The organism is Streptomyces sp. NPDC088707 (assembly GCF_044752725.1).
Classification (GTDB): Bacteria; Actinomycetota; Actinomycetes; order Streptomycetales; family Streptomycetaceae; genus Streptomyces.
This window is the reverse complement of sequence record NZ_JBIVLV010000001.1, coordinates 1,292,229-1,315,936: the sequence shown is the minus strand read 5'-3', so window position 1 is coordinate 1,315,936 and position 23,708 is coordinate 1,292,229. Positions and strand designations below refer to the sequence as shown.

Genomic DNA, 23,708 nt, shown 5'->3' with positions numbered 1-23,708 from the left:
CGCACCTGCCCGGCGCTCTTGGCGCAGCGCCGGTCGCTCCGGCGCCGGGACGTGACTGATCGGGCCGGACGGCCCGTGCTTCCATCGTTTCACCGGCCCGAAGGGGTCGCAATCGCTGTGGGGGAGGGCCGGGGCGAGGGGGAGGGGAGAGCGCGGACCGGGTGCCGGGCGCGCCCGCGGCTCAGGGGTGCAGCACGATGTCCTCGTACGACTCCAGCCGCCGCCACCGCTCCTCGGGCGCCCGCGTCGCCGGCATCACGTCCACGTCGGGCAGCGGCCCGAACTCCAGCTCGGTGATCTCCGCGACGTCCGAGACGGGCACCTGGTACGTACGGAACGGGCCGAGCGGCGGCGGCGCGCCGGTCGTCGCCCCCGCGAGCGCCCGCTCCGCGTCCCGGCTCAGGTCGGGGCTCTGGTCGAGCACGTACGCGGCCGCCGAGAGCGCCCCGTCCTGGAGGAACGCGGCCACCTTCCAGAAACGCATCGGCACCTGGATCCCGCGGTACGGCGGGTCGGAGTCGTGGAGCACCGGGCCCGTGAGGACGGTCAGCCTCCGGTCGTGGGCGGCGGCGTGGTCGAGCAGGTGGTTCTCCAGACCCTGCCAGAGCTGCCTGCCCTGGTTGAAGACATCCGCCTGGGGAGCGGCGTTGGTGAAGTGGAAGGTGTCCGCGTTGGCGCGGACGGCCAGCGCCGACGGCCCCCAGACCGGGTCGAGCCGGCGCACCAGATGGCCACGGTCGAGGCTGTTGTTGCGGTAGACGTCGTCGCCCGCCTGCTGTTCCTCCGGCAGCCGCGGGTCGAACCGCCAGACGTCTTCGCGGGGAACGTCCTCCAGCAGCTCCCGCCCCTCGATGCACACGGCCGTCGAGGCCGCGAGACGCCGGTCGGGCCGGAACACCACGGTGAAGTGGGTGTACGGCAGGATCACCGTCCCGACGGACTGCCGGACCGGCAGCGGCAGCGCGACCACCGGCCCGAGGAAGGCCTCGTCGTAGCCGGTGCGGTCGGCGAGCGCCGCGCGACGGGCGCCGTCCGGGCCCGGAGGGGGCGGGGGATCGGAAGCGTTCATACGATGTAGGTACCGCGTGGAGAGGGGCGCGCTCGGCGCCGGACCACAGGCCACTCGATCAGACGCCCCGGTTCCTCTCCGCTCTCCCGCCTTCCTCCTCTTCCGCCAGGAGGCACCCCATGGCCACCGGACTCGCCCTTCACGTCGGACTCAACAGCGTCGACCCAGCCCGCTACGAGGGCTGGGAAGGCACCCTGGTCGCCTGCGAGAACGACGCCCACGACATGGCACGGCTCGCCCGTGCCGCCGGATTCGAGAGCACGGTCCTGCTCACCCCCGAAGGGACCGTCGCCAACGTCACCGCCGTGCTCGGCGAGGCCGCCGCCCGGCTCGGCCCCGGCGACATCATGCTCTTCAGCTACTCGGGCCACGGCGGCCAGCTGCCCGACGACGGCCCGACCGGCTCCGACGACGAGCCGGACGCGCTCGACGAGACCCTCGTCCTCTACGACCGGCAGTTCCTGGACGACGAGGTCCGGCGCGCCTTCAGCGCCTTCGACGACGACGTGCGGATCGTCTCGTTCTTCGACTGCTGCCACAGCGGCAGCAGCATCGAGATCCCCGGCGGACCTCAGGCCGACGCCGCCGCCCGCTTCATGCCCGAACCCCGACAGCGGCAGCTCCACGACCGCGACCGGGGTTTCTACGCCGAGCTCCGGCGCTCTCTCGCCGAGTCCGGCCCCCGGGACGGAGCGGGCCCCGACGCCCTCCTCGTCTCTGCCTGCCAGGACAACCAGGAAGCCTCCGACGGCGACGTCAACGGCGCCTTCACCGAGGCGCTGCTCCAGGTGTGGGACGACGGCGCCTTCCGCGGCGGCTACCGAGACTTCCACCGGGCGATCCAGCGCAGACTGCCCCCGACCCAGAGCCCGAACCTCCACCTCACCGGCACCCCGGACCAGGAGTTCGTGGATCAGCGGCCGTTCACGGTCTGAGCGCCGTCGCGAGCTGCGCCCGCGACCGGACGTCGAGCTTCTGGTAGATCCGGGTCAGCCGTGCCTCGACCGTCTTCACACTCAGATACAGCTTCGCCGCCGCCTCCTGGTTGCTGGCGCCCTGCCCCACCAGACGGGCCAGCCGCAGCTCGGCCTCCGTCAGCGAGGAGAGCGCGGGCAGCGCCTCCTCACCCCCGGAGCCGCCCCCGGGCGTCTCGCCCACGGCGCCCGCCGGGGACTCGCACGCCAGAGCCAGCCACGGCGCCGCTCCGGCCCGCTCGAACACCGAGGCCGCCGTCTGCAGCGCGCTCTGCGCCGCCGACCGGCGCCGTCTGCGGCGCTCCACCCGGGCCAGGGCGATCAGCGCCCGCCCCCGCTCCAGCGGCAGCCCTGCCCGGCCGAAGGCCTCGGCCGTGCGGGTGAGCAGCTGCGCCGCCTCGTCCGTACGGCCCTCCGCCGCGAGCCACAGGGCGTACGCCCGGTCGCAGCCGAGCAGGACCGTGGACCTGCCGAGCCGGGCCGCCACCGGCCGCACCTCGTCGAGGAGCGCCAGGGCCTCGTCGCCCGCGTCGTGGGCGAGCAGCGCCTCGGCCAGCTCCTCGTGCCAGCGCAGCATCGACGGGTCCACGGTCGACTGGGCGCGCTCGTCGGCCTGGACACGCCGCAGGGTCTCCAGTGCGGCGGCGACGTCCCCGTTGATGAGCTGGACCCGGCCGAGCGCGTACCGGCTGCGGGAGAGGAACACCCGGTCGCCCTCCTCCTCCGAGGCCTGGACGCTGCGCCGGGCGTAGCTCGCCGCACGCGCGAAGCTGCCGCCGGCCGTCTCCGCGAGCGCCAGCGTGTACCAGGCGGGGCCGGGTGAGAGGCCCGCCTCCAGGGTGAGCGCGAGGGACTGCCCGGCGTGCGCGAGCGCGGCCGCGCAGGCGCCCCTGCGGGACTCGACGGCGGCCAGCGTGGAGAACAGCTCGATCGTGTCCTCCACGGAACCGCGCCGCTGGACGAGGGGCAGCAGCGCGTTCAGTTCGTCGCGGGCGTCCGTCAGACGGTCGTCGAACAGAGCGTGACGGATCGTCAGGATCTGTGCGGCGTTACGGATTCCGAGGGGCCGCTCGGCCAACTCCAGGGCCCGGGCCTGCGCGAGCACCGCCTCCGCGTCCGGCTCGCCGAGGGCCCGCTCCATCCGCGCCTGCACGGTCAGCGCCTGCGCCGCCGTACGCGGATCGCCCATGGAGGCGGCGAGCGCGGCCGATTCGACGGCCGCCGTCCGCGAGCGCTGCGGATCGCCGTCCGCGAGCACGTACTTGACGGCGAGCCGGAGCTGTACGGCGGCCCGCAGGGCGGTGTCGCCCTCCGAGTCCTCCATGGCGTGCACGTACATCTCGTCGAGCCCGGTCAGTCCCTGCCCGGCGGTGTCGAGGACGGCGAGCCGCGCTCTGACCCGGTCGGCGGGCACCGCGTCGCGGGCGAGCAGATCGGTGGCCGCCCGCATGGCGAGGTCGGCGCGGGCCGCGCGGGCGGCCTCCTCGGCGGCGTCGACGAGCCGCGCGATGCGCCGCGTCCCGTGCCGCCCGGGCGTCGACTCGGCTGCCAGCAGGGCGAGTTCGGCCGCGAGCGCGCTGTTCCCGCGCCGCCGGGCCAGATCGGCGGCGTTCGCGACCTCGGCCGCGAGGTCCTCGTCCGGGCTGTCGGTGGCCAGTGCCCGGTGCCGTACCGCCTCCACGGGGTCGTCCACGACCTCCGCGAGGGCCGCGTGCCCGGCGCTCCGCTCGGCCCAACAGGCGTCGTGCACCAGGGTGGAGGGCAGCAGCCCCGCCGTGAAGGTCACCGAGCCGTCCTCGGCGAGCGACACGAGCCCGGCCCGCTCGGCCGCCGCGAGGTCCGCCTCCGCGTTGGGCCGCCCCGCCCGCCGCACCAGCGTGGACGAGGGGCGCAGCGCCAGGGCCGCGAGCAGCAGCGTCTCCCGTACGGCGAGGGGCGCGGCGCCGAGCAGCTGGCGGGCGAGGTCGCGGGCGCGCCCGGAGAGGGTCAGCGCCTCGGCGTGGTGCACGGGGGTCCGCGCGTCGGCCAGCGAGCGGCCCACGGCGAGCGCGAGCCGCGGATTGCCGCCGCTGGCGCGGTGGATGCGGCCGGCCATCCGGGAGGGCAGCCGGTGGTGGATGAGGAGTTCGGCAATCTCGTCGGCGTGCAGCGGCGGCACGAGCAGCACGTCCGCCTCGGACGGCACCCAGAGGTGGGCGGCGTGCGGATCGTCGGGGCGGTGGGGCGCGCGGTAGGGCTCGCCCGCCTCGCCGTACGGCTCCGGTGTCTCGACGGCCACCACCCGCAGCGCGGGCGGCGCGAGGTGGAGGGCGAAGCGGAGCAGGTCCGCGCTGTCCGCGTCGACGTGCTGGACGCCGTCGACGACGAGGAGCACGGGGCCCCGGCGGGTCAGGGTGCGGAGGATCTGGGCGATGCCGAGCCGCAGCGCGATGGGGTCCCAGCCGCCGGCGTCGAGCGGCGCCTCGCGGCAGAGCATGGCGACGGCGGTGCGCTGGGGTCCTGGCAGCTCGTCGAAGACCGCGGAGGCCTCGGGCCGGGCGGGTGCCTTGTCGGTCGGGCGGGGTTCACGGCGCCGGCCGCCGCCGGGTTCCGGACGGTGCACGGTCGCCGCCACCGAGGCCACGAGCGCGGCGGCCGAGGCCCCGGGTATCTCACGGTCGGACGGCAGGGTCGCCAGCCACAGCACGGTCTCGCCGCGTGCCTCGGCGCGGGTCGCCTCGGCGAGCGCGAGCTCGGTCTTGCCGACCCCGGCGGGCCCGGTGAGCAGGGCGCGGCCCCGGGTGTGGAGGGCGCGTTCGAGGCGGGCGAGGAGTTCCTCGCGGCCCACCGGCGCCGGGGGTCCGCCCGGACCCGTGGGGCGCAGGGCGAGGTACGGAGCTGTCGTCACTGTCCATCACCTCCGGCGCGCTCGGGCCCCCGGCCCACGAGCCCCGTGGGCAGAGAATACGGAGCCCACCGGTGGAGTCCAGGCCCTGTGTCCGGCATACGGACAGGGGGCCCCGGCGGGACGGCACCCCGAAACGCCAGGACGCGCCCGTGGTGTAGACCACGAGCGCGTCGCTGACCAGCAATGATGCTGATGTGGGGGGTGGTTCAGTGGTGGAGCTGTGGTGCCTTAGAAGGTCAGGCTCCACGAGTTGATGTAGCCGGTGTCACCCGTGGCCACATCGCGGACCTGAAGCTTCCAGGTGCCGTTGGCGACCTCGCTCGACGCGTCGACCGTGTACGTGGTCAGGACGTTGTCGGCGCTGTCCGAGGAGGAGGACGCCTTGAGGTTGCGCACCGTGCCGTCGGGGGCGACCAGGTCGATGACCAGGTCCCCGCGCCAGGTGTGCTTGATGTCCACGCCGACCTTGAGGGCGGCGGGAGCGTTGCCGGTGCGGCCGGTGACGGCGATCGAGGACGACACGGTGGCGTTGTCCGCGATCGTTACATCGGTCGCGTTGGTGAAGACGGTGCCGGCCGGCGGGGTGGTGGTGACGGCGTCGACCGTCTTCGCCGTGTCGGCGATGCCGGTGCCGCAGCCGCCGGTGCAGGTGCCGGGCAGCGGGCGGGCGTTGGACTTGATCGCGGACTCGATCTCGGCCGGGGTGAGGGTGCTCTTGGCCGACTTCAGCAGGGCGGCGAGACCGGCGATGTGCGGCGCCGCCATCGACGTGCCCTGGTAGGGCTTGAAGTTCTCGGCCGACTGGGTGGTCGCGCCCGAGTTCAGCGTGGAGTAGATGCCGTTCTCGGGGGTGGTGACGGTGCCGGGCGTGTCGGTCGAGCGACGGGTCTCGCCGCCGGGCGCGGCCACGTCCACGATGGCACCGAAGTTGGAGTAGTACGACCGGTTGCCCTCACGGCTGGTGGACGCCACGTTGATGACGTTCGCGCAGTTCGCGGGGGTGAATCCGGAGGCGTTGGCGTTGCTGTTGCCCGCGGCGACGACGACGGTGGTACCGCGCGAGACGGCGCCGTTGATCGCGGTCTGGTAGACGCTCGGGCAGGTCGCGCTCGCGCCGCCCAGGCTCAGGTTGATGACCTTCGCAGGGGTGGCGTTGGCCGGGACGCCCGGCACGGTGCCGCCGGAGGCCCACGTGATGGCGTCGGCGATGTCGGCGGACGAGCCGCCGCACTTGCCGAGCACCCGCACGGGCTGGACCTTCGCGTTGTACGCGATGCCCGCGATGCCCTTGGTGTTGTTCGTGACGGCGCCGATGGTGCCGGCCACGTGGGTACCGTGCCAGGAGGAGTTCGAGGCCTTGGAGCCGGTGCCGCACTCGTTGTCGGTGGCGTTCCAGTCGCCCTCGTCCTTCGCGTCCGCGTCGCGGCCGTTGCCGTCGCGGGCGTCGGCGGAGGTCGAGATGAAGTCGTAGCCGGAGACCACGTTGGTCGCCAGGTCCGAGTGGGCCGCGTAGCCGGTGTCGATGACGGCGACGGTGACGCCGGATCCGGTCGTCTTGTCCCAGGCCGCAGGAACGTTCATGCCGCCGGTGGGCTCGAACAGGTCCCACTGCTTGGCGTAGTCGGTGTCGTTCGGCGTGACCGCCATCGCGTAGGCGCGGATGTCGGGCTCGACCGACGCGACGGACGGGTCGGCGCGGAACGCGGCCATGACCTCCGTCACGTCCTGCTTGGTGGCGCTGTCGCCCAGGTCGACCAGGGCGCCGCCGCCGGCGAGACGACGCTCGAAGGAGAGCTTCTCGCCCGTCTTCGCGGCCTTCTCGGCCGTGTCGCTCTTCGCGGCGGTGTTCGAGCCGGCCTCGGCGGCCTTGCTCTTGTAGGTGACGATGACCTTCTCGACCGGGGCGCTGGGGAGCGCCCGCATCGTCTGCGAAGCCGGTGCGGGCTTCGGGGTGGCAGCGCCCGGGGCGGCGGCGATCGCCCCGGTCGTGGCAGCGGCGCCGAGGATCGCGGCGCTCGCGACCACGGATATGACTCTCCGCCTGGAACCGTTCAAGGTGTGGCCCTTTCGAGTACGACGTAGCTGCGAAGCAGTGGCGGCGGCGCGGGACGCTGGGGCGAAGTGGGGTCGCGATCCGGCATTCCCTGGGCTGGGGGGCCCGTGCGCCGCCACCGGCGCGACGGCCCGGGTCAAGGCCGTCCCCGGCGGATGCCACCCTTCGCATGCACCTGTCAGGGTGCGGTCGGGGGATGATATCTGCCGGTGCGGAGGACAGTAGGGAACGGGGGGGTGAACCCGATACGGGGAAAACCCTTGTCACCCCTCACGGGGCGGCGGGGGTCCGGTGAGGGGAGGTGCGACCGGGGGTGCGGGCACGGGAGCCGGTGCCACGTCGTACGCGCACCGAGCGCGCGGAGTACGCCCGGTCGGGGGCCTGAACAGGCCCGTTGCGGCGAGCTGGTACGTACCTGCTCAACGGGAAAGGTACACACCTCTCGGCGGGCGCCCTACGGTACCCCCCCAGCAGGACGTGCCCCACGACGGCCGGTCGGGAGCCGCCGCCGGCCGGCGGGTCCGGCGAGGGCCGGGTCAGGCCGGGGTCAGGGACGGGCCATGGCGTGGTCGGCGGCGAGGAGGCCTGGAAGGCGCGGTCTCAGCCGAGTTCGAGCGTCGTCACCCCGTACACACGCTCGCGTGCCACCGGGCGGACCGGGCCCGTGTACATCCGGGCCGTCTCGAACGTCGGCTCCAGACCCCGCTCCTCGGCCAGTCGCGCCGCCGCCGGATTCGACTCCGGCATGTCCACCGCGATCCGTGCCGAGCCGAACTCCCGTGCCTCGGCGGCGAGCGCGTCGAGCAGGGCGGCCGCGTCGGCCGGGGTGTCCGCGAACAGCGGCCCCACCCGCGCCTCGTCCTGCGCGGGCCGGACCACCCCGTACCCGGCCGGACGTCCGTCGACGATCCGCACCAGCGCGCGATGGCCGGGCGTGGCCAGCCAGGCGGCCAGGAACCGCGGCCGGTCGGCGTGATGGCAGGAGTTGTCGTACGCGGCGAGCGCGGCTGGATCGACCGATCCGGCGGGCACCACACCGGTCACCGGGGAGTCGGGGGCAGGGACCTCGCCCACGTAGCGCGCCGTGCGGTAGGCCGTCGCGAAGCCGGAGCGCCGGTAGTTGTCCTGCTGCGCCGGCACCCCGTCGAGCCCGACGGACCGGTCGCCCGCGTGCGCGAGCGCGGCCCGCCAGGTGGCCAGACCGTGACCGAGTCCGCGGAGTCCGGGGCGTACGAGATAGAAGCCCAGGAACGCGTACGCGTCGTCGTAGGTGACGACCGAAATGGCGGATACGGGCTCACCGCCGACCCGGCCGAGGAAGAACCCCCGGGGATCCTGCGCGAAGAACGGGACGGTGTCCGAGAGCCCCGGGTTCCACCCCTCCTCGGCCGCCCAGGCGCGCACGAGCGCCCAGTCCCGCTCGGTGGCGGGCGAGACGGACAGCGAGCCGGAGGAGGCGGAGGTCATGGGGAACCCTTCAACAGCCGGGAGCGGGCGCGTACTCGATCGACCCGGGGGGACGGGGGAAACCGCAGAAACTCGGCGGAAACTCGGACAGAACCCCTATGGAAACCGGGCAAAGCGCGCCGAGCATAGCGCCCCGCGCGACCGCCCCCGCCGACGGCCGATCGATTCCGGCCGCGGCTCGGTGGTGGCGCGGTGGTGGCGCGGTAGTGGCTTGGCGGTGGTCCGGTGGCTCAGGGGCTCAGGGGCTCAGGGGCTCAGGGCTCGGTGGCGAGTCGTCGGCGGGCCGGGCTCCGTCGTCGGCCCGGATCCCGCCGTCAGTGGACGAGGCGGAGACGCGGTTCCGCGACCGTGAGGCGCACCGTCTGACCCCATGTCAGCTGCAGCGCGTCCGACTCGACGCCGTCGCCGAACGCCACCAGCCGGTCCGACTCGACCGTGAGGCGCAGCCCCTGCCCCGGGTCGAGGAGGCCCTCGACCCGGCTCGTTCCGGTCGTCGGAGACGGCCACGCCTCGCGGACGAACCAGGCGAGCCGGGCATCCGCCGGGGCGGGCAGCGCGAGCGCGCTGGAACGCTGCTCCCACAGCGACCGCAGCCAGCCCGTCGCCCCCGTGCCCGTACCGACGAGCACCCCCGACGAGGCCTGGGCCTCGGGCGGGAGGCCCGTCGCGTCGAGATCCAGGGTGTACCGGGCGGTCTGATGGCTGCGCGGCCCGACGTAGATCTCGTTCAGCGCGAGCAGCCGCTGCGCGTCGTCGGTGACGGCCTCCACCATCGTCAGCTCTTCGACCGCCGCCCCGGCCCCCGCCGCGTACGGCAGGAGGCGCCGTGCCCGGTCCGCCCGGTGGCGGACCAGGACCCCCGGGTTGCGTCCCGGGTCGGCGTCGATCCCGATGACGGGCTGCCCGGTGAGGTACTTCGCCGCGTTGGCGACCAGGCCGTCCTGCCCCACCACCACGACCACGTCCTCGGGCCCGAACAGGAACCGGTCCAGATCGGCGCGCTCCACCCTGGTCTGCCGCCAGGTCAGGGGCACCGCTGCCGCCACCTCGGCCAGCGCACGGCGGGTGCGCTCGTGCCGCTCGCGTACGGCGTCGACCGAGCGGCCGCGCGCGGAGAGGAAGAACGCGGCCTGGCCGTGCGTGCCGTGCCGGGCGAGCAGCTCCTCGTACTCCGTGGTCCGGTGCACGAGCACCGCGCGCGGCGCGAGGCTCACGGCCGGGCCCCGCCCTCGCCGAGCTTGGCGAGGAGTCCCGTCAGGACATCGGGCGAGAGCGTCAGATGCTCGATCCGGGGAAGGTTCTCGGCGGCGCGGGACACGGCGAGGGCGTGCAGCGTGGCGGGTTCCACCTCGGCGTGCGCCCGCAGCCACGAGGACTGCGCTCCGGCGCGCGCCTGCCCGACCTCGCGGGCCGCCTCGGCCTCGGCCCGCGCGAGGCGGACTTTCCGTACGGCCTCGGCCTCGGCCCGTACGGCGTCGGCCGCGGCGTTCTCCTCGGCCTCGCGGCGGGCGTTGGTGCCGCGCTGCTCGACGAGCCGCTCCTCCTGGCGGGCGAGCTCGATCTTGCTCGCCAGCTCGTTCTCCGCGATGGCGCGCTCGCGTTCGACGGCGACCGCGCGCCGCTCGTACGTGGCCCGGTCGGCCTCCTGCTGGATCTGCTCGCGGGCGGGGGTGCGCAGGGCGCGCTCGACCTCGGGTTCGGGGCGGATCGCGACCACCCGGACGGCGACGACCTCGATGCCGGTGGACGGCAGGCGGGGCTCGGCCGCGAGTCCGGCCGTGACGCGGTCCCGTACCGCCGCCACGCCGTCGACGAGCGCCTCGGCGAGTGCGGTGCGGGCGAGGACGTCGAGGGCGTGCTGCTGGGCGGTCTCGGTGAGGAGGGTGGCGATCTGCTCCAGCGGGGTGCCGCGCCACGCGCCCGTGTCGGGGTCGATGGAGAAGTCGAGCCGGGTGGCGGCGGCCGCCGGGTCGCCGATCCGGTACGTGACGGTGGACTGGACGCTGACGTCCTGGAAGTCGGCCGTCCTGGCGTGGAAGGCCATGGCCAGTTCGCGGTCGTTGACCGGTACCTCGGAGAGGGCCGCGGTGCGCGGGCGGAACCAGAAGCTCAGTCCCTCGCCGTCGTGCACGAGCTTGCCGCGGCGCTGGTGGCGGATGTGCGCGGTGGGCGCGGAGCGCAGATGGCGCCAGCCGGCCCGCCGGGTGATGTCGGCCATGAAGAAACCCCCTTGTCGTCATGCTGACGATAGGGGGGTTCCGGCTTGTCGTCAAGATGACGAATTCACGGTCGTCCGCTGGCTGGAGAGGTGTCCCGGCGCCGCGCGAGGGGCCTCAGCCGGCCGCCGACGCGTGGGCCGGCTCCGCGTCCGGAGCGGCCGGAACGGGCAGGTCGAACGGGCTCGGGCCGGGCTCGGTCGGGGCCGGATCGGGTCGGGTCGAGCGGTGGACGGAGCGGTCGTCGGTCGTCGAGCGGGGTGTGGGCACCGACCGGAGGACGGTCCGCCGGGCAGCGGTACGCGTACGCGGGGAGCCCGCGCTTCCCGGCTCGGAGGGGGCCGCGGGCTGGGGCGACGTGAGAGGTTCCGTCGACGCCACGGCCTTGGGCGCTGTCACCGTGTCGGGCACCGTCGACGCCACGGCCCCAGGCGCTGTCACGGTGTCGGGCGCCGACACCGCCACCGCCTCGGACACCCCCACCGCCTCGGACAATGCCACCGCCTCGGGCGCCGGCGCGGCCTCGGGGCGTGCGGCCGGAGTCGCGTCCGGGGAGCCCCCCTTCGTCAGCAGCACCACGCCCCGCGCCGCGACCAGCGACGCGCCGGCCGCGACCAGCCAGCCCCACGCGCCCGCGCGGAACGTCTCGCCGAGCAGTGCCACGCCGATGATCGCGGCGGCGGCCGGGTTGGAGAGGTTGACCACGGCGAGCGGTGCCGCGAGGCCGCCCCGGTAGGCGGCCTGGGAGAGCAGGAGGCCGCCCGTCGCGAAGCCCGAGATCAGCACCGCGAGGAGCGCGGTCTGCCACCAGGCGGGCTTGCCGCCCGGGAGTTCGAGCGCGAAAGCGGCCGTCAGCGTCTGGGTGAGCGCGGAGGCCACGCCCGAGGCGATCCCGGAGGCCGTGGCGTGCCCCAGCCCGCGAGGCGCGTGCCCCTTCGTCGGGTGCCGGCCGGAGGCGAGCGCGACGATCAGGAGCGCCGTCGCCGCTGCGACGACCAGCGACTCCCGCAGGCTGAGCGCCTCGCCGGGCTCGGTGGGGCCGGTCACCGCGACCAGCCCGACGAGGCCGGCCAGGGTCCACAGGGCCCCGCGCCACTCGGTGCGGGTCACCCGGCGCCGTGCCGCGTACGCGCCGAGCGGCAGCGCCGCCACCAGCGTCAGGGCGCCGAGCGGCTGGACCAGCGTCAGCGGCCCGTAGTGCAGGGCCGCCACATGGGCGAGGGCTCCGGCGGCGTTGAGTCCGACCGCCGACCACCACTGCCCGCGGGCGAGCAGGGCGCGCAGTGCGCCGCGTCCGTCCTGGGCGGGGGAGGCGGCGGCGAGCCGCGACTGGGCGACGGCGGCGAGCGCGTACCCGGCGGCGGAGACGAGCGAGAGGAGCACCGCGACGACGGTGCCGGTGGCGGGGTTCATCGGAGTGCTCCGACCGGGAGAGGGGTCGTACCGACCTGACGCGGTACGGATGGGGGCGCCGTCCTGCGGCCGGGGGCGCGGACGGCGAGCAGGGCGAGTCCGAGCAGCACGGCGGCGGCGAGCGCGTCGAACCAGTAGTGGTTGGCGGTGCCGACGATGACGAGCAGGGTGAACAGCGGATGCAGCAGCCACAGGACCCGCAGGCGGGACCGGGTGGCGGCGATCAGCCCGATCGCGACCATCAGGGCCCAGCCGAAGTGCAGCGAGGGCATGGCCGCGAACTGGTTGGCCATCGAGTCGGTCTCCGGCGTCGCCCCGTACACCGAGGGGCCGTAGACCCGCGCGGTGTCGACGAGCCCGCTCGCGGCGAGCATCCGTGGCGGCGCGAGCGGCATCAGGAGGTGCAGGGCGAGCGCCGCCCCGGTGAGGAGGGCGAGGACGCGGCGCGACCATACGTAGTGGGCCGGGCGGCGCAGGTACAGCCAGACGAGGAAGGCGAGTGTGGCCGGGAAGTGCACGGCCGCGTAGTACGTGTTCGCGGCCCGGATCAGCGGTTCGCCGTGCAGGAGCAGCTGCTGGATCGTTCCCTCGCCGGGCAGGTGGATCGCGCGCTCGGCGTCCCAGACGCGGTCGGCGTTCCGGAAGGCGCGGGACTCGTGGCCGTTGGCGAAGAGCCGGCCGAACTTGTAGACGAGGAAGAGCGCGGTGACGAGCGCGAGCTCGCGGAACAGGGGTGGTCTGGCGGACTCGTCGCCGTCCCCCTCGCCGCTCCCGCGCTCGTCGAGCCCGGAGGGGGCGGGGGTAGGCGTCAGCCCCGATCCGGCAGGACGTGGTCCTCGTATCCCGCGTATCCCGGCAGCCATCGCGCGGCCCTCTAATCAGTCAAATCGCCAACAAACGGAGTGAGCCTAGATCCGATTTCATCGAGACGCAAGCGTCTCGATACGTTTGCGTCTCGATTGTGCACCCCCTACTCTCGTATGTGCAGAGACAGAGGTGTCCGGGAGGGATCGATGTCCACGTCCACGTCCGCGTCAGCTTCCACAGCGGCTTCCGCATCGGCGTCGGCGCCGGGGTCGGCGTCCACGGAGGCCGCCACCGCGGCCGCCCGCCGCAGCAAGATCACGCCGGAGCGCGAGACGGAGCTGTACGACGCCGTGCTCTGCCTCCTGCGCGAGGGCGGATACGACTCGGTGACCATGGAGGGCGTCGCGGCCCGCACCAAGTGCGGCAAGGCCACCCTCTACCGGCAGTGGGGCACGAAGCCGCAGCTCGTCACCGCCGCGCTCGCCCAGCGCCGGTGCACCGTCTTCACCGGCATCGACACCGGCACCCTCGCGGGCGACCTGCGCGAGGCGGGCCGGATCGCCGCCTCCCACCGCGAGCGCGACGCCGAACTCATGGAGGCCGTCGCCCAGGCCTTCATCCAGCACCCCGATCTGCGCGCCGCGCTGCGCGAGACCGTCATCGCCCCCGAGGTCGCGGCCATCGACGCGGTCGTGGCGCGCGCGGTCGAGCGGGGCGAGGTCGACGCCGACAACCCCGCGATCGGCTTCGTCGCCCCCTGCTTCCTGGGCATGCTCCGCATCGAGCGGCTCTTCGAGGACCGCTTCGCGGACGTCTCGACCATGCGGACCTTCGTCGACGCCGTCCTCCTTCCGGCGCTGCGCGTCGAGGGGTGAGTCGCGGGCCGGTTTGTCAGGCTGGAACCATGCCCGCAGAGCCCACACAGCCCGGAGAGCCCGCCGGCCGGTCCGGCCGGCCTGCCCACCCTGTCCGCGTCCGCCGGATCTACGAGACCCCCTCGCCGGACGACGGCGTACGGGTCCTCGTCGACCGGCTCTGGCCGCGCGGACTCGCCAAGACCGACGCCCGCATCGACGAATGGCCGAAAGCCCTCACGCCGTCGACGGAACTCCGCCGCTGGTACCACGGAACCGAGGGCGAGTACGAGGAGTTCCGCAGGCGCTACGAGGCCGAACTCGCGGCCCCCGACGCGGCGGCGGCCCTCGCCCGCCTGAGAAGCATCGCGGCGGAGGAGACGATCACCCTCCTCACGGCGGCCAAGGACCCCGCGATGAGCCACACATCGGTCCTGCTGCGGGAACTCGACCCGGGGGCGGAGGCGTAACCCTCAGGTCAGATCCGGCCGCCGCAGCCGGGGCGCCTCGGAGGCTGCGTCGACGACGACGGTGCCGGGGGCGACGCGGTCGACGGGGTCGACGGGGTCCGCGGGGTCGGCGGCAGCCGGGCGGGTGACTCCGGCCGCATCCGCTCCGTCGGCCTCTCCGTCTCCGGCGGCGCGGTCGGCCAACCCCCGCGCCCACGCGACGAGTCCGACGGAGTCGATGCCGTACGCCGCGGCCGCCACGCTCCCCGGCCCGCCCGCCAGGCGGCCGGCGCCGCGGCGCAGCAGCCGCGCCCCGCCCGCCGTGTTGCCGCGGGCGGCGTGCGTGAGGCCCACGGCGAGCTGAGCGAGGCCCTGCCACAGGTCGCGCTCCGGGGCGGGGCCGGACTTCCAGGCGTCCTCGAAGACCTCGTGCGCGTGGAAGGGCATTCCGGCGTCCAGCAGCCGCTGCGCCTCCCGCAGGGTCTCCTTGGGAGTGCGGACGACACCCTCGGGCTGCCGGGGCACACCCTCGGTGCCGTACGGCAGCGGCCGGCCGAGCCCGTCGCGGGGACGCGCGCTACGAGCCCGCCCCTCCTCGTCGCGATCCCTGCCACGGTCACTCGCTGTCCGGTCCACCTGTCCATTGTCGCCCCCGGGGCGGTCGGGACCGCCAGGGGCGACGGTCCACCGCACACCGGGCCGCGTGGGTCGCGCGGGCCGGTCACGGCAGCAGCTCTCGCGGGGAGTGGTCACCGGTGCCGTCGGATTCCGAACAGCCCTTGTCCGCACGGTCGTTGGAAGCGCTTTAGAGTTCGGGTGCCCTGCGTGCGGAGCCCGGAGCGGACCCGGTGCGAGGGAGCCCCCTCCTCGAACGCGGCCCGGAACTCGCCGCGGCCGCCCGCGCGGTCGGGGGCCTCGTCGCGGAGCCCGCCCGCGGGCCGCCGCCGTCGAGCACCTGGCCGTCGTAGCTCCCGCCGCGGCCTGGACCGGGTCCTCGCCGAGCCGCCGGGTCCCGAGATGTGCGCCACCGTCCTGTACGACCTCGGTTGCGCGTCGCTGCCGACGCGCGCCGGCCGGCCCGCGTCGCCACCGAGGCCCATGCCCGCGCGGAACGTCTCGGCACCCCCCGCCGCCCGCGGCGAAGCCCCCCGCTGCCTGGCCCTCGCCGGCCCGGCGGAGTCCCGCCGCCTCCTCACCCGCGCCGTCGCACGTCTGGCGGAGTCCCCCTCCCGCTACGAGGAGTCCCGGGCCCGCCCGGACCTCGCCAACGCGACGGGCTCGGCCACCACCCTCGCCGAGGCAACGTCCCTGGCCACCACCTGCGGCGCGGTGACAGCCCGTGCGTCAACCCACCCTCGGGAGTGAGGTAATGTTTTCCCTGCACGCCGACGCGGGGGAAACCCCACGAGGACGCGCATCGGGACGTGGCGCAGCTTGGTAGCGCACTTGACTGGGGGTCAAGGGGTCGCAGGTTCAAATCCTGTCGTCCCGACTCGAGAGAGTCGTAGATCGAGGGGCCGTTTCAGAGCAATCTGAAACGGCCCCTCGGTCGTTGCCGGGGACCAGCCGGGACCAGCCGGGCCAGCGCACTCGACCGGGCGTCTAGGGGAGGGCACTGCCCGCGGCGGGCAGGACCTGTTCGGCCCAGATGACCTTGCCTTCCGGTGTGTACCGGGTGCCCCAGTGCTCGCTGAGCTGGGCCACCAGGAACAGCCCGCGGCCTCCCTCGTCCGTGGTGGCGGCGTACCGCAGATGCGGGGCGGTGCTGCTGCCGTCCCACACCTCGCAGGTCAGAGTGCGATCGTGCAGCAGACGCACGCGAACCGGCGCGGCGGCGTACCGGATGGCGTTGGTGAGGAGCTCGCTGAGGATCAGTTCTGTGGTGAAGACGAGCTCCTGCAGGCCCCACTCATCGAGCTGCTCGGCCGCGAGGCCGCGCACGGTGCCGACCTCGCTCGGGTCGAGCGGGACGTCCCACTCGGCGACCCGGCCGGGGCCCAGAATCCGTGTCCGGGCGACGAGCAGCGCGATGTCGTCGGCCGGCCGGCTGGGCAGCAGGGCGTCGAGTACGGCGCGGCGGCTGGCTTGCGGGTCTCGGCCGGGGTGGCTCAGCGCCGTGCGCAGCCTTTCCACGCCCTCCGAGATGTCCCGGTTCCTCTCCTCGACCAACCCGTCGGTGTACAGGACGAGCTGGCTGCCTTCCGCCAGGTGCAGTTCCAAGGTCTCGAACGGCATGCCTCCCAGTCCCAGCGGGGGGCCGGCCGGCAGTTCCGAGATCGTCGTCGTGCCGTCCGGGGCGACCACGAGCGGTGGCATGTGTCCCGCCCGCGCCATGGTGCAGTTCTGGGAGACCGGGTCGTAGACGGCGTACAGGCAGGTCGCGCCCAGGACGCCGCCGTCCGGGGCAGCGCTGTCGCCTTCCTGGTCCATGCGCTGGACGAGGTTGTCGAGACGGGCGAGGAGTTCGTCGGGCGGCAGGTCCATGGAGGAGAAGTTGTGCACGGCGGTGCGCAGCCGCCCCATGGTGGCCGCGGCGTGCAGACCGTGCCCGACGACGTCTCCGACGACGAGCCCGACGCGGCTGCCCGACAGCGGGATCACGTCGAACCAGTCCCCGCCGACTCCGGACTGGGCGGGCTGGTAGAAGTGCGCGACGTCCACCGCGCTCTGCTCGGGCAGATCCTGGGGCAGGAGGCTGCGCTGGAGCGTCACGGCGAGCTTGTGTTCGCGGGTGTAGCGGCGGGCGTTGTCCATGGTGACCGCGGCGCGGCCGACCAGTTCCTCGGCCAGGGACAGGTCGTCCTCGTCGAACGGTTCCGGCTTCTGCGACCGCCAGAAGTTGACCACTCCGAGCACGACGCCCCGCGCCTTCAGCGGAGCCGCGATGAGCGAGTGGATCCCGTAGCCGACGATCGCCGATGCCCGCGGCGCGTCCTGCGCGTGCCAGCCCGGCGCGTCATGGAGATCGGGCACGAGTTCGGGTGTGCCCGTGCCGTATCCGCGGGCCTGCGGCGTGGACGGCAGGAACTCGATCAGGCTGCCGAGCGGATACAGCGGGTGATCGGGGCGGATGCCGCTGACCGCCGTGCGCCGCATGTCGGCGCCTGGGCCGGGCTCGTCGCCCTTCAGCACCGGGTCGGCCAGGTCGACCGTGACGAAGTCCGCGAACTGGGGAACGGCGACGTCGGCCAACTCCTCCGCGGTGCGCACCACGTCGAGGGTGGTCCCGATGTCACCCCCGGCGTCGTACAGCAGCTTGAGCCGCCTCCGGGCCGTCTCCGCCCGGCTGCTCAGGAGCCGCATCTCGGTGGAGTCGCGGATGGTGACCGCCGAGCCGTGCGGGCGCGTGGGCCGCTGATTGACCACGAGCAGCCGGTCCCCGGCCTCCAGCACCTCGTCGGTGGCCACCCGGCCGGACAGCAGCAGTTCCGCCATGCGGCGATCCATGCCGACCTCGTCGACGGGGCGTCCTTCGGCGTCGCCCGGCAGGCCGAGGAGCCGTCCGGCCTCGTCGTTCGCCAGGAGTAGTCGTCCGTCGCCGTCCGTGATCAGCACCCCTTCGCGGACGGAGTGGAGCACCGCGTCGTGGTGCTCGTACATGCGGGTCATCTCCTGCGTGCCGAGCCCGTGGGTCTGGCGGCGCAGTCTTCGGCTGATCAGCGCCGTGCCGACGGTGGCCAGAGCCAGAGCGATGGCGAGGGCCACGAGGATGACCGGGAGCTGACGGTCGGCGATGCCGGTCACGCTCTCGACCGTCAGACCTGCCGAGACCAGGCCGACCACCTCACCCTCGGGCGAGGTGACCGGGACGATCGCCTGGATCTCCTTGCCGAGCGGCCCGTCCACGCTCTCGGTGTACACCTGGCCGGCGAGTGAGGGCTCGATCGTGCCGACGAACCGCTCGCCGACGCGGTCGGGCTGGGGGTGGCTGTAGCGGATGCCGTTCGTGTCCATCACCACGATGAAGTCCACGCCTGCGTCCTTGCGCGTCTCCTCGGCGAGGGGCTGCAGGATCGCGGCCGGGTCCGGCGACCTCAGCGCCTCCTGCAGGCCCAGGGAGTTCGCGAAGGTCTGCGCCACGGAAACCGACCGGTTGCGCGCTTCGCGGTCGATGTCGTACCGCGACTGCAGCACCAGGGCCAGCAGGGCCCCGGCGGCGAGCAGCACCACGATCGCCACCTGAAGGACGAAGACCTGTCCGGCGACGCTTCCGAATCTTCTGCCTAGGTTCGACCGCACCGGCACGCCGGGCACGAGAGACGAGACGGGCTCACAACCCAGTTGTAGCACCTCCGCGCGGCCAGGGCTCCTGGCGTTCACGGTACGCAGCAGGGCCCTGACACAAGGTTCCCACCGCCGCGGGTCAGGGGGCAACGGGTGGGGTCAGGGCTTCGGCACGGTGTTGACGTAGTCGGCGCCGGTGCTGTGGAAGCCGTCCACCGTCTTCTGGACGTCCGCCGCGGAGACCGCCTCGTCGGCCTTGTGGTAGACCCAGTCGACCTTCATGTCCCAGCTGCGCGGGCCGCCGGTGAAGGGGAGGTCGATCAGCCAGTTGCTGAAGTGGATGTCCATCTGCTCGCGCGGGACGTACTTGCCGGAGCTGGTGAAGACCTCCTTGCCGTCCAGGGAGTAGGTGACCTTTCCGTCCATGGCGGTGATGATCATGGTGTGCCAGCCCCCGAGGCGCCGCTTGAGGGTGTTGTGGACCCGGTCCGGCGGGTCGGCCTTGTACCAGCTGACGTTGTCGAGCTGCGGACCCACCGAGCCCCAGCCGCCGTTCGGCAGGTACTCGAAGTCGAGTTCGCTGTAGTTCTCCGAGGAGTCCGAGGGGGAGATCGGGAAGAAGGTCTGGACGACGTGGTCGCCGTCGCGTCCGCTCGTGGGCTTGTCGCTGAGGTGGATCCGGGCGGCGAAGGTCCCCGTGAAGAAGTTGCGGCTCGTGGTCTGCACCTCGGCCTGCGTGGTGCCCTGCCGGGTGCCGTCCGTGGAGGAGCGCAGCCGCAGGACCTTGCCCCCCTCGGCCGTCGGGTCGGCGAGGAAGGCGGTGCCGTCGGCGCTCCATGTGTCCTTGATCCCCGGGCCGCCCCCGCCGGTACGGATCTCCCAGCCGTGCGCGGCGAGCGAAGCGTCGTCGGCGCCGGTGTAGTTGAAGGTGTCGAACAGGGTTCCCGGCGGTCCGGTGGGCGTCGGTGAGGCTTCTCGCGCGGGCCCGGCGGCGTCGGCGCCCCCACCGGTCGCGGGGTCGGCGGAACACGCGGCGAGTACGCACAGGAGGGCGGGCAGCGTGAGCGCGGTCCACGCTCGGCGACGAGAGGTGCGGCGGGGCTGGCTCACACAGGCTCCTTGGGGCGTAGAGGCGGTGACTGGACACGCCCGTTGTCATGCGGAGCGATCGCTGATCGCATGAATCGAGCGGTCATCCTAGCGAAGGATTCGAGCCATCCCGCCTCGCGTTCGCGACCTGGTCATCCAAGGGCCGGGAAACGCTCGTTGACATACCGATCCGGTTACGGCGCACGATCGGACCCTGCCAAATACGCACATCACGCACCAATCGATTCAGGTCATGCGCTACGGTCCGCTCTACGCTTCAGCGGTCTCCCCATCCTGCACAAAAAGGCCACAACTCATGCGCCACGTCGCCACACCTTCCCGGCGCGGGTCGGTTCACTCGGCACAGCCCAGCGTGGCTGAATCACATCACTGGGAGCCCGCTCCAGCACCGGTGTTCGTCGACCAGTCGGGTCTGCGCAGTCGTCTGCTGCGGCGCTTCGGCTGGCCGGTCTCCGTGGTCGGCGCGATCCTGGCGGCGGCCATGGGCAGCAGCCTCATCGGCGTGCAGTCGGACGCCCCGGCGATGGGGATACCGCCGAAGCCGTCCTACCTTCCCACCAAGGGGCCCCTGTCGCCCTCCTGGCCCTAGCGGGCGACGTCTGCGACACCCCCCGAAAGGTTCGGCCGGCACGCCGAACCTCGCGACATTCCATGGCATACCGGGCCATCGTGCCGCCCGGAGCAACACCTGCGGACCGGGCCGAACGTGCCTGATCGTCCGCACCACCCATCTCCAGGAGCGCCCTTGTCCCGCCACCAGCGTCGTCGGCAGTCCCTGCTGAGACCGCGCCGACTGGCTGCGCCGCCGCTGCGCTTCTTCATGCCGCTGTCCCTGCTGGCCTGCCTGCTCGCGCTCCTCGTCCTGCGCGGCCTGGCCACCAACGAGGCGTTCCACGACACCCGGGTCGCGACCTCGGTCGACAAGACGACCGTGCCGGAGAACCTGCTCAAGGGCGGCCCGATCATCGACGCGCGCGGCGACAGGAACGACCGCCCCGTGAGCTACCGGATTCCCGACCGCACCGCGGTCCTGAGCTTCGACGACGGCCCCTCGCCGGAGTGGACCCCGAAGATCCTGGACGTGCTCGCGGCCCACGACATCCGCGCGGACTTCTTCGTGACCGGCGCGATGACCACCCGCCACCCGGAGCTGATCCGGCAGATCGTCGCGGGCGGCCACGAGATCGGCGTGCACAGCTTCACCCACCCCGATCTCGTCTACCAGTCCGAAGCCCGGATCAGCTGGGAACTGGCGCAGACGCAGCTGGCACTGGCCGGCGTCGCGGGCGTCCACAGCGCGCTGTTCCGCCCGCCGTACTCCTCCGACGCCTCGGCGCTCGACGACTGGAACTACCCGGTGATCAAGTACGTGGGTTCCCACGGCTACCTCACCGCGTTCATCGACCGCGACACCCACGACTGGAAGCGCCCCGGCGTCGACGCGATCGTCAAGGCGGCGATGCCGCGCAAGCCCGGCGCGGGCGAGCTGATCCTGCTGCACGACGCGGGTGGCGACCGTGCCGAGACCCTCGCCGCGCTCGAGCAGATCATCGTCAAGCTGCAGGGCGAGGGATACCGCTTCGCGACCATCTCCGAGGCACTCGGCGCCACCGACGCCACCGTGCCCGTGCACGGCTACCAGCTGTGGGCGGGCAAGGGCTACATCTGGGCCACCCAGGCCGCCGTGTTCACCCTGCCGGTGCTGGTCGCCCTGCTGGCCGTCGTCGGCTTCCTCAACTTCGGCCGCTTCGCGCTCATGCTCGTCCTCGCACCGCTCCACGCCCGGCGTTCCCGGCGGCGGAACGCGTGGGGACCGCCCGTCACCGAGCCGGTCACCGTCCTCGTACCGGCCTACAACGAGCGCGAGTGCATCGCGAACACCCTGAACTCCCTCGCCGCCAGCGACTACCCGATCGAGGTGATCGTCATCGACGACGGCTCGACGGACGGCACCGCGGACATCGTCGAGGAGATGAACCTGCCGTTCGTCCGGCTGATCCGCCAGGCCAACGGGGGCAAGTCCAGCGCGCTCAACACCGGTATCGCCGCCGCCGCGTTCGACATCATCGTGATGATGGACGGCGACACCGTCTTCGAGCCGTCCACCGTGCGCGAGCTGGTCCAGCCGTTCGGCGACCGGGGGATCGGCGCGGTCGCCGGCAACGCCAAGGTCGGCAACCGCGACAGCCTGATCGGCGCCTGGCAGCACATCGAGTACGTCCTCGGCCACAACCTGGACCGCCGGATGTACGACATGCTCAACGTCATCCCGACCATCCCCGGTGCGGTCGGCGCCTTCCGCAGGGAGGCCCTGCGGCGGGTCGGCGGAATGAGCGACGACACCCTCGCCGAGGACACCGACATCACCATGGCGGTGCTCTGCGACGGCTGGCGGATCGTCTACGCCGAGCGCGCCCGTGCCTGGACCGAGGCTCCCGCCAGCCTCCAGCAGCTCTGGTCCCAGCGGTACCGCTGGAGCTACGGCTCCATGCAGGCGATGTGGAAGCACCGCCGCGCCGTGACCGCCCGCGGCCCGGCCGGGCGCTTCGGACGGCTGGGGCTGCCGCTCGTCGTGCTGTTCGGCGTGGTCGCCCCGCTGCTCGCGCCGCTGGTCGACATGTTCCTGCTGTACGGCGTGCTGTTCGCGGACGCCCCGATCACCCTCGCCAGCTGGGGCGGCTTCATCCTGCTCCAGGCCGCGCTGTCCTGGTACGCCTTCCGGCTCGACGGCGAGAAGACCCTGCACCTGATCAGCCTGCCGATCCAGCAACTCGTCTACCGGCAGCTGATGTACATCGTCCTGTTGCAGTCCACGATCACGGCGCTGACCGGTGGCCGGCTGCGCTGGCAGAAGCTCCGGCGCACCGGCGAGGTCGCCGCACCGGTGGAGGCCTGACCATGACCGCATCCTTCGAGTTCGGGGGCACCCACGACACCCTCCGGCTGCGCGTTCCCGCCGTTCTGCGACGGGAACCGACGCCGGAGCCGGAGCCTGAGCCGTCGACACCGGCCCCGCGCAAGGGCGGCCGCGACCGCTATCTCGACCTGCTGCGCGCGCTGGCACTGGTCCGTGTGGTGATCTACCACAACTTCGGCTGGTTCTGGCTGCCCGTCGTCTTCCCGTCCATGGGCGTGATGTTCGCGCTGGCCGGGTCGCTGATGGCACGCTCGCTCAGCCGTCCCGCCGTGGGCGTCATCCGGGGGCGTCTGCGCCGGCTGCTGCCGCCGATGTGGCTGTTCGGCGCGGTCGTCCTCACCCTCGAGATCGTCGACGGCTGGGGGCCCGAGGCCGAGGGGCACCCCGACTGGTGGTGGGGCAAGCTGCTGTTCTGGCTCGTGCCGCTGAGCACTCCGCCGTACGCGGAATCGCTGAACGGTTTCGACCATCTCGTGGGGCAGGGCTGGGCGGTGCAGGTCGTCGTCCCGCTCTGGTACCTCCGCGCGTACCTCTGGTACGTCCTGCTCTCCCCGTTGATGCTGTGGGCGCTGCGGCGGATGCCGGTGGTGACGCTGTCCGTACCGCTCGCGGTGACGATCGTGATGAACACGTTCTTCATGGACCAGGAGTTCCTCTACGGCCGGGTCTGGGAGAACCTCAGCGACTTCGCCATGTTCGGCTCCTGCTGGATCCTCGGCATGGCCCATCAGGAGGGCCTGCTCAGGAAGATCCCGCAGTACGTCGTGCCGTCCGTGGCGCCGCTGGTCATGATGGCCGGCTGGTGGTACCTGCAGACCCGACCGGTCGATCCGACCGTGCCCACCGACATCGAGAGCTGGCCGATCGCCCAGGCCCTGTGGTCCTTCGGCTTCGTCGCGATCCTGCTCCACGTCAGTCCCTCCTGGGAACAGTGGCCCCGACCGCTGGAACGCTGGAACGGCCTGATCAGCCTGCTCAACGCACGCGCGGTCAGCGTCTACCTCTGGCACCAGGCCGCGTTGGTCGCCGCCATCCCGCTGATCGACCCCCTCTGGTCCGTCGGCTTCTTCTACGAGCACTTGCAGTGGCTGCTGATGAGCCCGTGGTTCCCGCTGCTGGTGGCGATCCCGCTGACCGGACTGCTGGTGCTGACCTTCGGCTGGGTCGAGGACGTGGCCGCGAAGCGCTCTCCGCGGCTCTTCCCTTACCCGCGCCGCGTGCGGGGCAGGCGCCGGGCCGGCTGACGCGGGCCGCCCGGCCAACGGACG

18 protein-coding genes and 1 tRNA gene are annotated in these 23,708 nt (G+C 73.1%); 8 read left to right on the top strand and 11 right to left on the bottom strand.

The window, feature by feature from the left end; genetic code table 11:
- Nucleotides 1-181: 181 nt before the first annotated feature.
- Nucleotides 182-1,069, bottom strand: coding sequence for a DNA/RNA non-specific endonuclease (locus ACIP84_RS05860; protein WP_401794949.1), 888 nt, complete (start codon nt 1,067-1,069; stop codon nt 182-184).
- Nucleotides 1,070-1,188: 119 nt separating this feature from the next.
- On the opposite strand from ACIP84_RS05860, the gene ACIP84_RS05855 reads away from it, so the two are divergent.
- Entirely contained in the window at nt 1,189-2,004 is an 816-nt protein-coding gene (locus tag ACIP84_RS05855) for a caspase family protein (protein WP_355961334.1), read from the top strand.
- On the opposite strand, the gene ACIP84_RS05850 is transcribed toward ACIP84_RS05855, so the two are convergent.
- The 7 genes from ACIP84_RS05850 to ACIP84_RS05820 form a co-directional block, all read right to left on the bottom strand.
- Nucleotides 1,994-4,930 carry an AAA family ATPase gene (locus ACIP84_RS05850; protein ID WP_401794946.1) on the bottom strand — a complete coding sequence of 979 codons (2,937 nt, stop codon included), beginning with the start codon at nt 4,928-4,930 and terminating at the stop codon, nt 1,994-1,996. The two genes, ACIP84_RS05855 and ACIP84_RS05850, sit on opposite strands and share 11 nt — an antisense overlap.
- A gap of 228 nt (nt 4,931-5,158) precedes the next feature.
- Nucleotides 5,159-6,853, bottom strand: a complete 1,695-nt coding sequence (locus ACIP84_RS05845) for a S8 family serine peptidase (protein WP_401795689.1) — start codon at nt 6,851-6,853, stop codon at nt 5,159-5,161.
- Between the two features lie 730 nt (nt 6,854-7,583).
- On the bottom strand, nt 7,584-8,450 hold the full coding sequence (locus tag ACIP84_RS05840) for a GNAT family N-acetyltransferase (protein WP_355961329.1): 867 nt from the start codon (nt 8,448-8,450) through the stop codon (nt 7,584-7,586).
- A gap of 314 nt (nt 8,451-8,764) precedes the next feature.
- On the bottom strand, nt 8,765-9,664 hold the full coding sequence (locus tag ACIP84_RS05835) for a hypothetical protein (RefSeq protein WP_401794942.1): 900 nt from the start codon (nt 9,662-9,664) through the stop codon (nt 8,765-8,767).
- Nucleotides 9,661-10,668: an SPFH domain-containing protein gene (locus tag ACIP84_RS05830; RefSeq protein ID WP_030313893.1), complete on the bottom strand. Its 1,008-nt coding sequence runs from the start codon at nt 10,666-10,668 to the stop codon at nt 9,661-9,663. The genes ACIP84_RS05835 and ACIP84_RS05830 overlap by 4 nt, the downstream gene beginning before the upstream one ends.
- A 115-nt stretch (nt 10,669-10,783) precedes the next feature.
- Nucleotides 10,784-12,079, bottom strand: a complete 1,296-nt coding sequence (locus tag ACIP84_RS05825) for a DMT family transporter (RefSeq protein WP_401794939.1) — start codon at nt 12,077-12,079, stop codon at nt 10,784-10,786.
- A complete protein-coding gene (locus tag ACIP84_RS05820) occupies nt 12,076-12,891 on the bottom strand; it encodes a phosphatase PAP2 family protein (protein WP_401795686.1) in 816 nt (271 codons plus the stop codon). The genes ACIP84_RS05825 and ACIP84_RS05820 overlap by 4 nt, the downstream gene beginning before the upstream one ends.
- A 201-nt stretch (nt 12,892-13,092) precedes the next feature.
- On the opposite strand from ACIP84_RS05820, the gene ACIP84_RS05815 reads away from it, so the two are divergent.
- Nucleotides 13,093-13,761, top strand: a complete 669-nt coding sequence (locus ACIP84_RS05815) for a TetR/AcrR family transcriptional regulator (RefSeq protein ID WP_401794936.1) — start codon at nt 13,093-13,095, stop codon at nt 13,759-13,761.
- Nucleotides 13,762-13,790: 29 nt separating this feature from the next.
- On the top strand, nt 13,791-14,210 hold the full coding sequence (locus ACIP84_RS05810; protein ID WP_401794933.1) for a DUF488 domain-containing protein: 420 nt from the start codon (nt 13,791-13,793) through the stop codon (nt 14,208-14,210).
- A 3-nt stretch (nt 14,211-14,213) separates the two neighbouring features.
- On the opposite strand, the gene ACIP84_RS05805 is transcribed toward ACIP84_RS05810, so the two are convergent.
- Entirely contained in the window at nt 14,214-14,825 is a 612-nt protein-coding gene (locus ACIP84_RS05805) for a DUF309 domain-containing protein (protein ID WP_401794930.1), read from the bottom strand.
- Between the two features lie 462 nt (nt 14,826-15,287).
- On the opposite strand from ACIP84_RS05805, the gene ACIP84_RS05800 reads away from it, so the two are divergent.
- Nucleotides 15,288-15,554 carry a hypothetical protein gene (locus ACIP84_RS05800; protein WP_401794927.1) on the top strand — a complete coding sequence of 89 codons (267 nt, stop codon included), beginning with the start codon at nt 15,288-15,290 and terminating at the stop codon, nt 15,552-15,554.
- A gap of 53 nt (nt 15,555-15,607) precedes the next feature.
- Nucleotides 15,608-15,681: transfer RNA gene (locus tag ACIP84_RS05795), tRNA-Pro, on the top strand.
- A gap of 110 nt (nt 15,682-15,791) precedes the next feature.
- Here the strand turns inward: ACIP84_RS05795 and ACIP84_RS05790 are convergent.
- Nucleotides 15,792-18,368 carry a SpoIIE family protein phosphatase gene (locus ACIP84_RS05790; RefSeq protein ID WP_401794924.1) on the bottom strand — a complete coding sequence of 859 codons (2,577 nt, stop codon included), beginning with the start codon at nt 18,366-18,368 and terminating at the stop codon, nt 15,792-15,794.
- Between the two features lie 204 nt (nt 18,369-18,572).
- Complete coding sequence (locus ACIP84_RS05785; RefSeq protein ID WP_401794921.1) at nt 18,573-19,523, bottom strand: glycoside hydrolase family 16 protein; 951 nt, start codon at nt 19,521-19,523, stop codon at nt 18,573-18,575.
- 352 nt (nt 19,524-19,875) lie between these two features.
- On the opposite strand from ACIP84_RS05785, the gene ACIP84_RS05780 reads away from it, so the two are divergent.
- From ACIP84_RS05780 to ACIP84_RS05770, 3 genes are all read left to right on the top strand, one after another.
- A complete protein-coding gene (locus ACIP84_RS05780; RefSeq protein ID WP_355961309.1) occupies nt 19,876-20,112 on the top strand; it encodes a hypothetical protein in 237 nt (78 codons plus the stop codon).
- A gap of 156 nt (nt 20,113-20,268) precedes the next feature.
- On the top strand, nt 20,269-22,419 hold the full coding sequence (locus tag ACIP84_RS05775) for a bifunctional polysaccharide deacetylase/glycosyltransferase family 2 protein (protein ID WP_401794918.1): 2,151 nt from the start codon (nt 20,269-20,271) through the stop codon (nt 22,417-22,419).
- Nucleotides 22,420-22,421: 2 nt separating this feature from the next.
- Entirely contained in the window at nt 22,422-23,684 is a 1,263-nt protein-coding gene (locus ACIP84_RS05770; protein WP_355961307.1) for an acyltransferase, read from the top strand.
- Nucleotides 23,685-23,708: the final 24 nt, after the last annotated feature.

Excerpts from the sequence above, each read along its gene's own strand:
- ACIP84_RS05770 (WP_355961307.1), top strand. The coding sequence starts at position 22,422 with ATGACCGCATCCTTCGAGTTCGGGGGCACCCACGACACCCTCCGGCTG.
- ACIP84_RS05810 (WP_401794933.1), top strand. The coding sequence starts at position 13,791 with ATGCCCGCAGAGCCCACACAGCCCGGAGAGCCCGCCGGCCGGTCCGGC.
- ACIP84_RS05855 (WP_355961334.1), top strand. The coding sequence starts at position 1,189 with ATGGCCACCGGACTCGCCCTTCACGTCGGACTCAACAGCGTCGACCCA.
- ACIP84_RS05825 (WP_401794939.1), bottom strand. The coding sequence starts at position 12,079 with ATGAACCCCGCCACCGGCACCGTCGTCGCGGTGCTCCTCTCGCTCGTC.
- ACIP84_RS05860 (WP_401794949.1), bottom strand. The coding sequence starts at position 1,069 with ATGAACGCTTCCGATCCCCCGCCCCCTCCGGGCCCGGACGGCGCCCGT.
- ACIP84_RS05840 (WP_355961329.1), bottom strand. The coding sequence starts at position 8,450 with ATGACCTCCGCCTCCTCCGGCTCGCTGTCCGTCTCGCCCGCCACCGAG.
- ACIP84_RS05815 (WP_401794936.1), top strand. The coding sequence starts at position 13,093 with ATGTCCACGTCCACGTCCGCGTCAGCTTCCACAGCGGCTTCCGCATCG.
- ACIP84_RS05800 (WP_401794927.1), top strand. The coding sequence starts at position 15,288 with ATGCCCGCGCGGAACGTCTCGGCACCCCCCGCCGCCCGCGGCGAAGCC.
- ACIP84_RS05845 (WP_401795689.1), bottom strand. The coding sequence starts at position 6,853 with ATGCGGGCGCTCCCCAGCGCCCCGGTCGAGAAGGTCATCGTCACCTAC.
- ACIP84_RS05830 (WP_030313893.1), bottom strand. The coding sequence starts at position 10,668 with ATGGCCGACATCACCCGGCGGGCCGGCTGGCGCCATCTGCGCTCCGCG.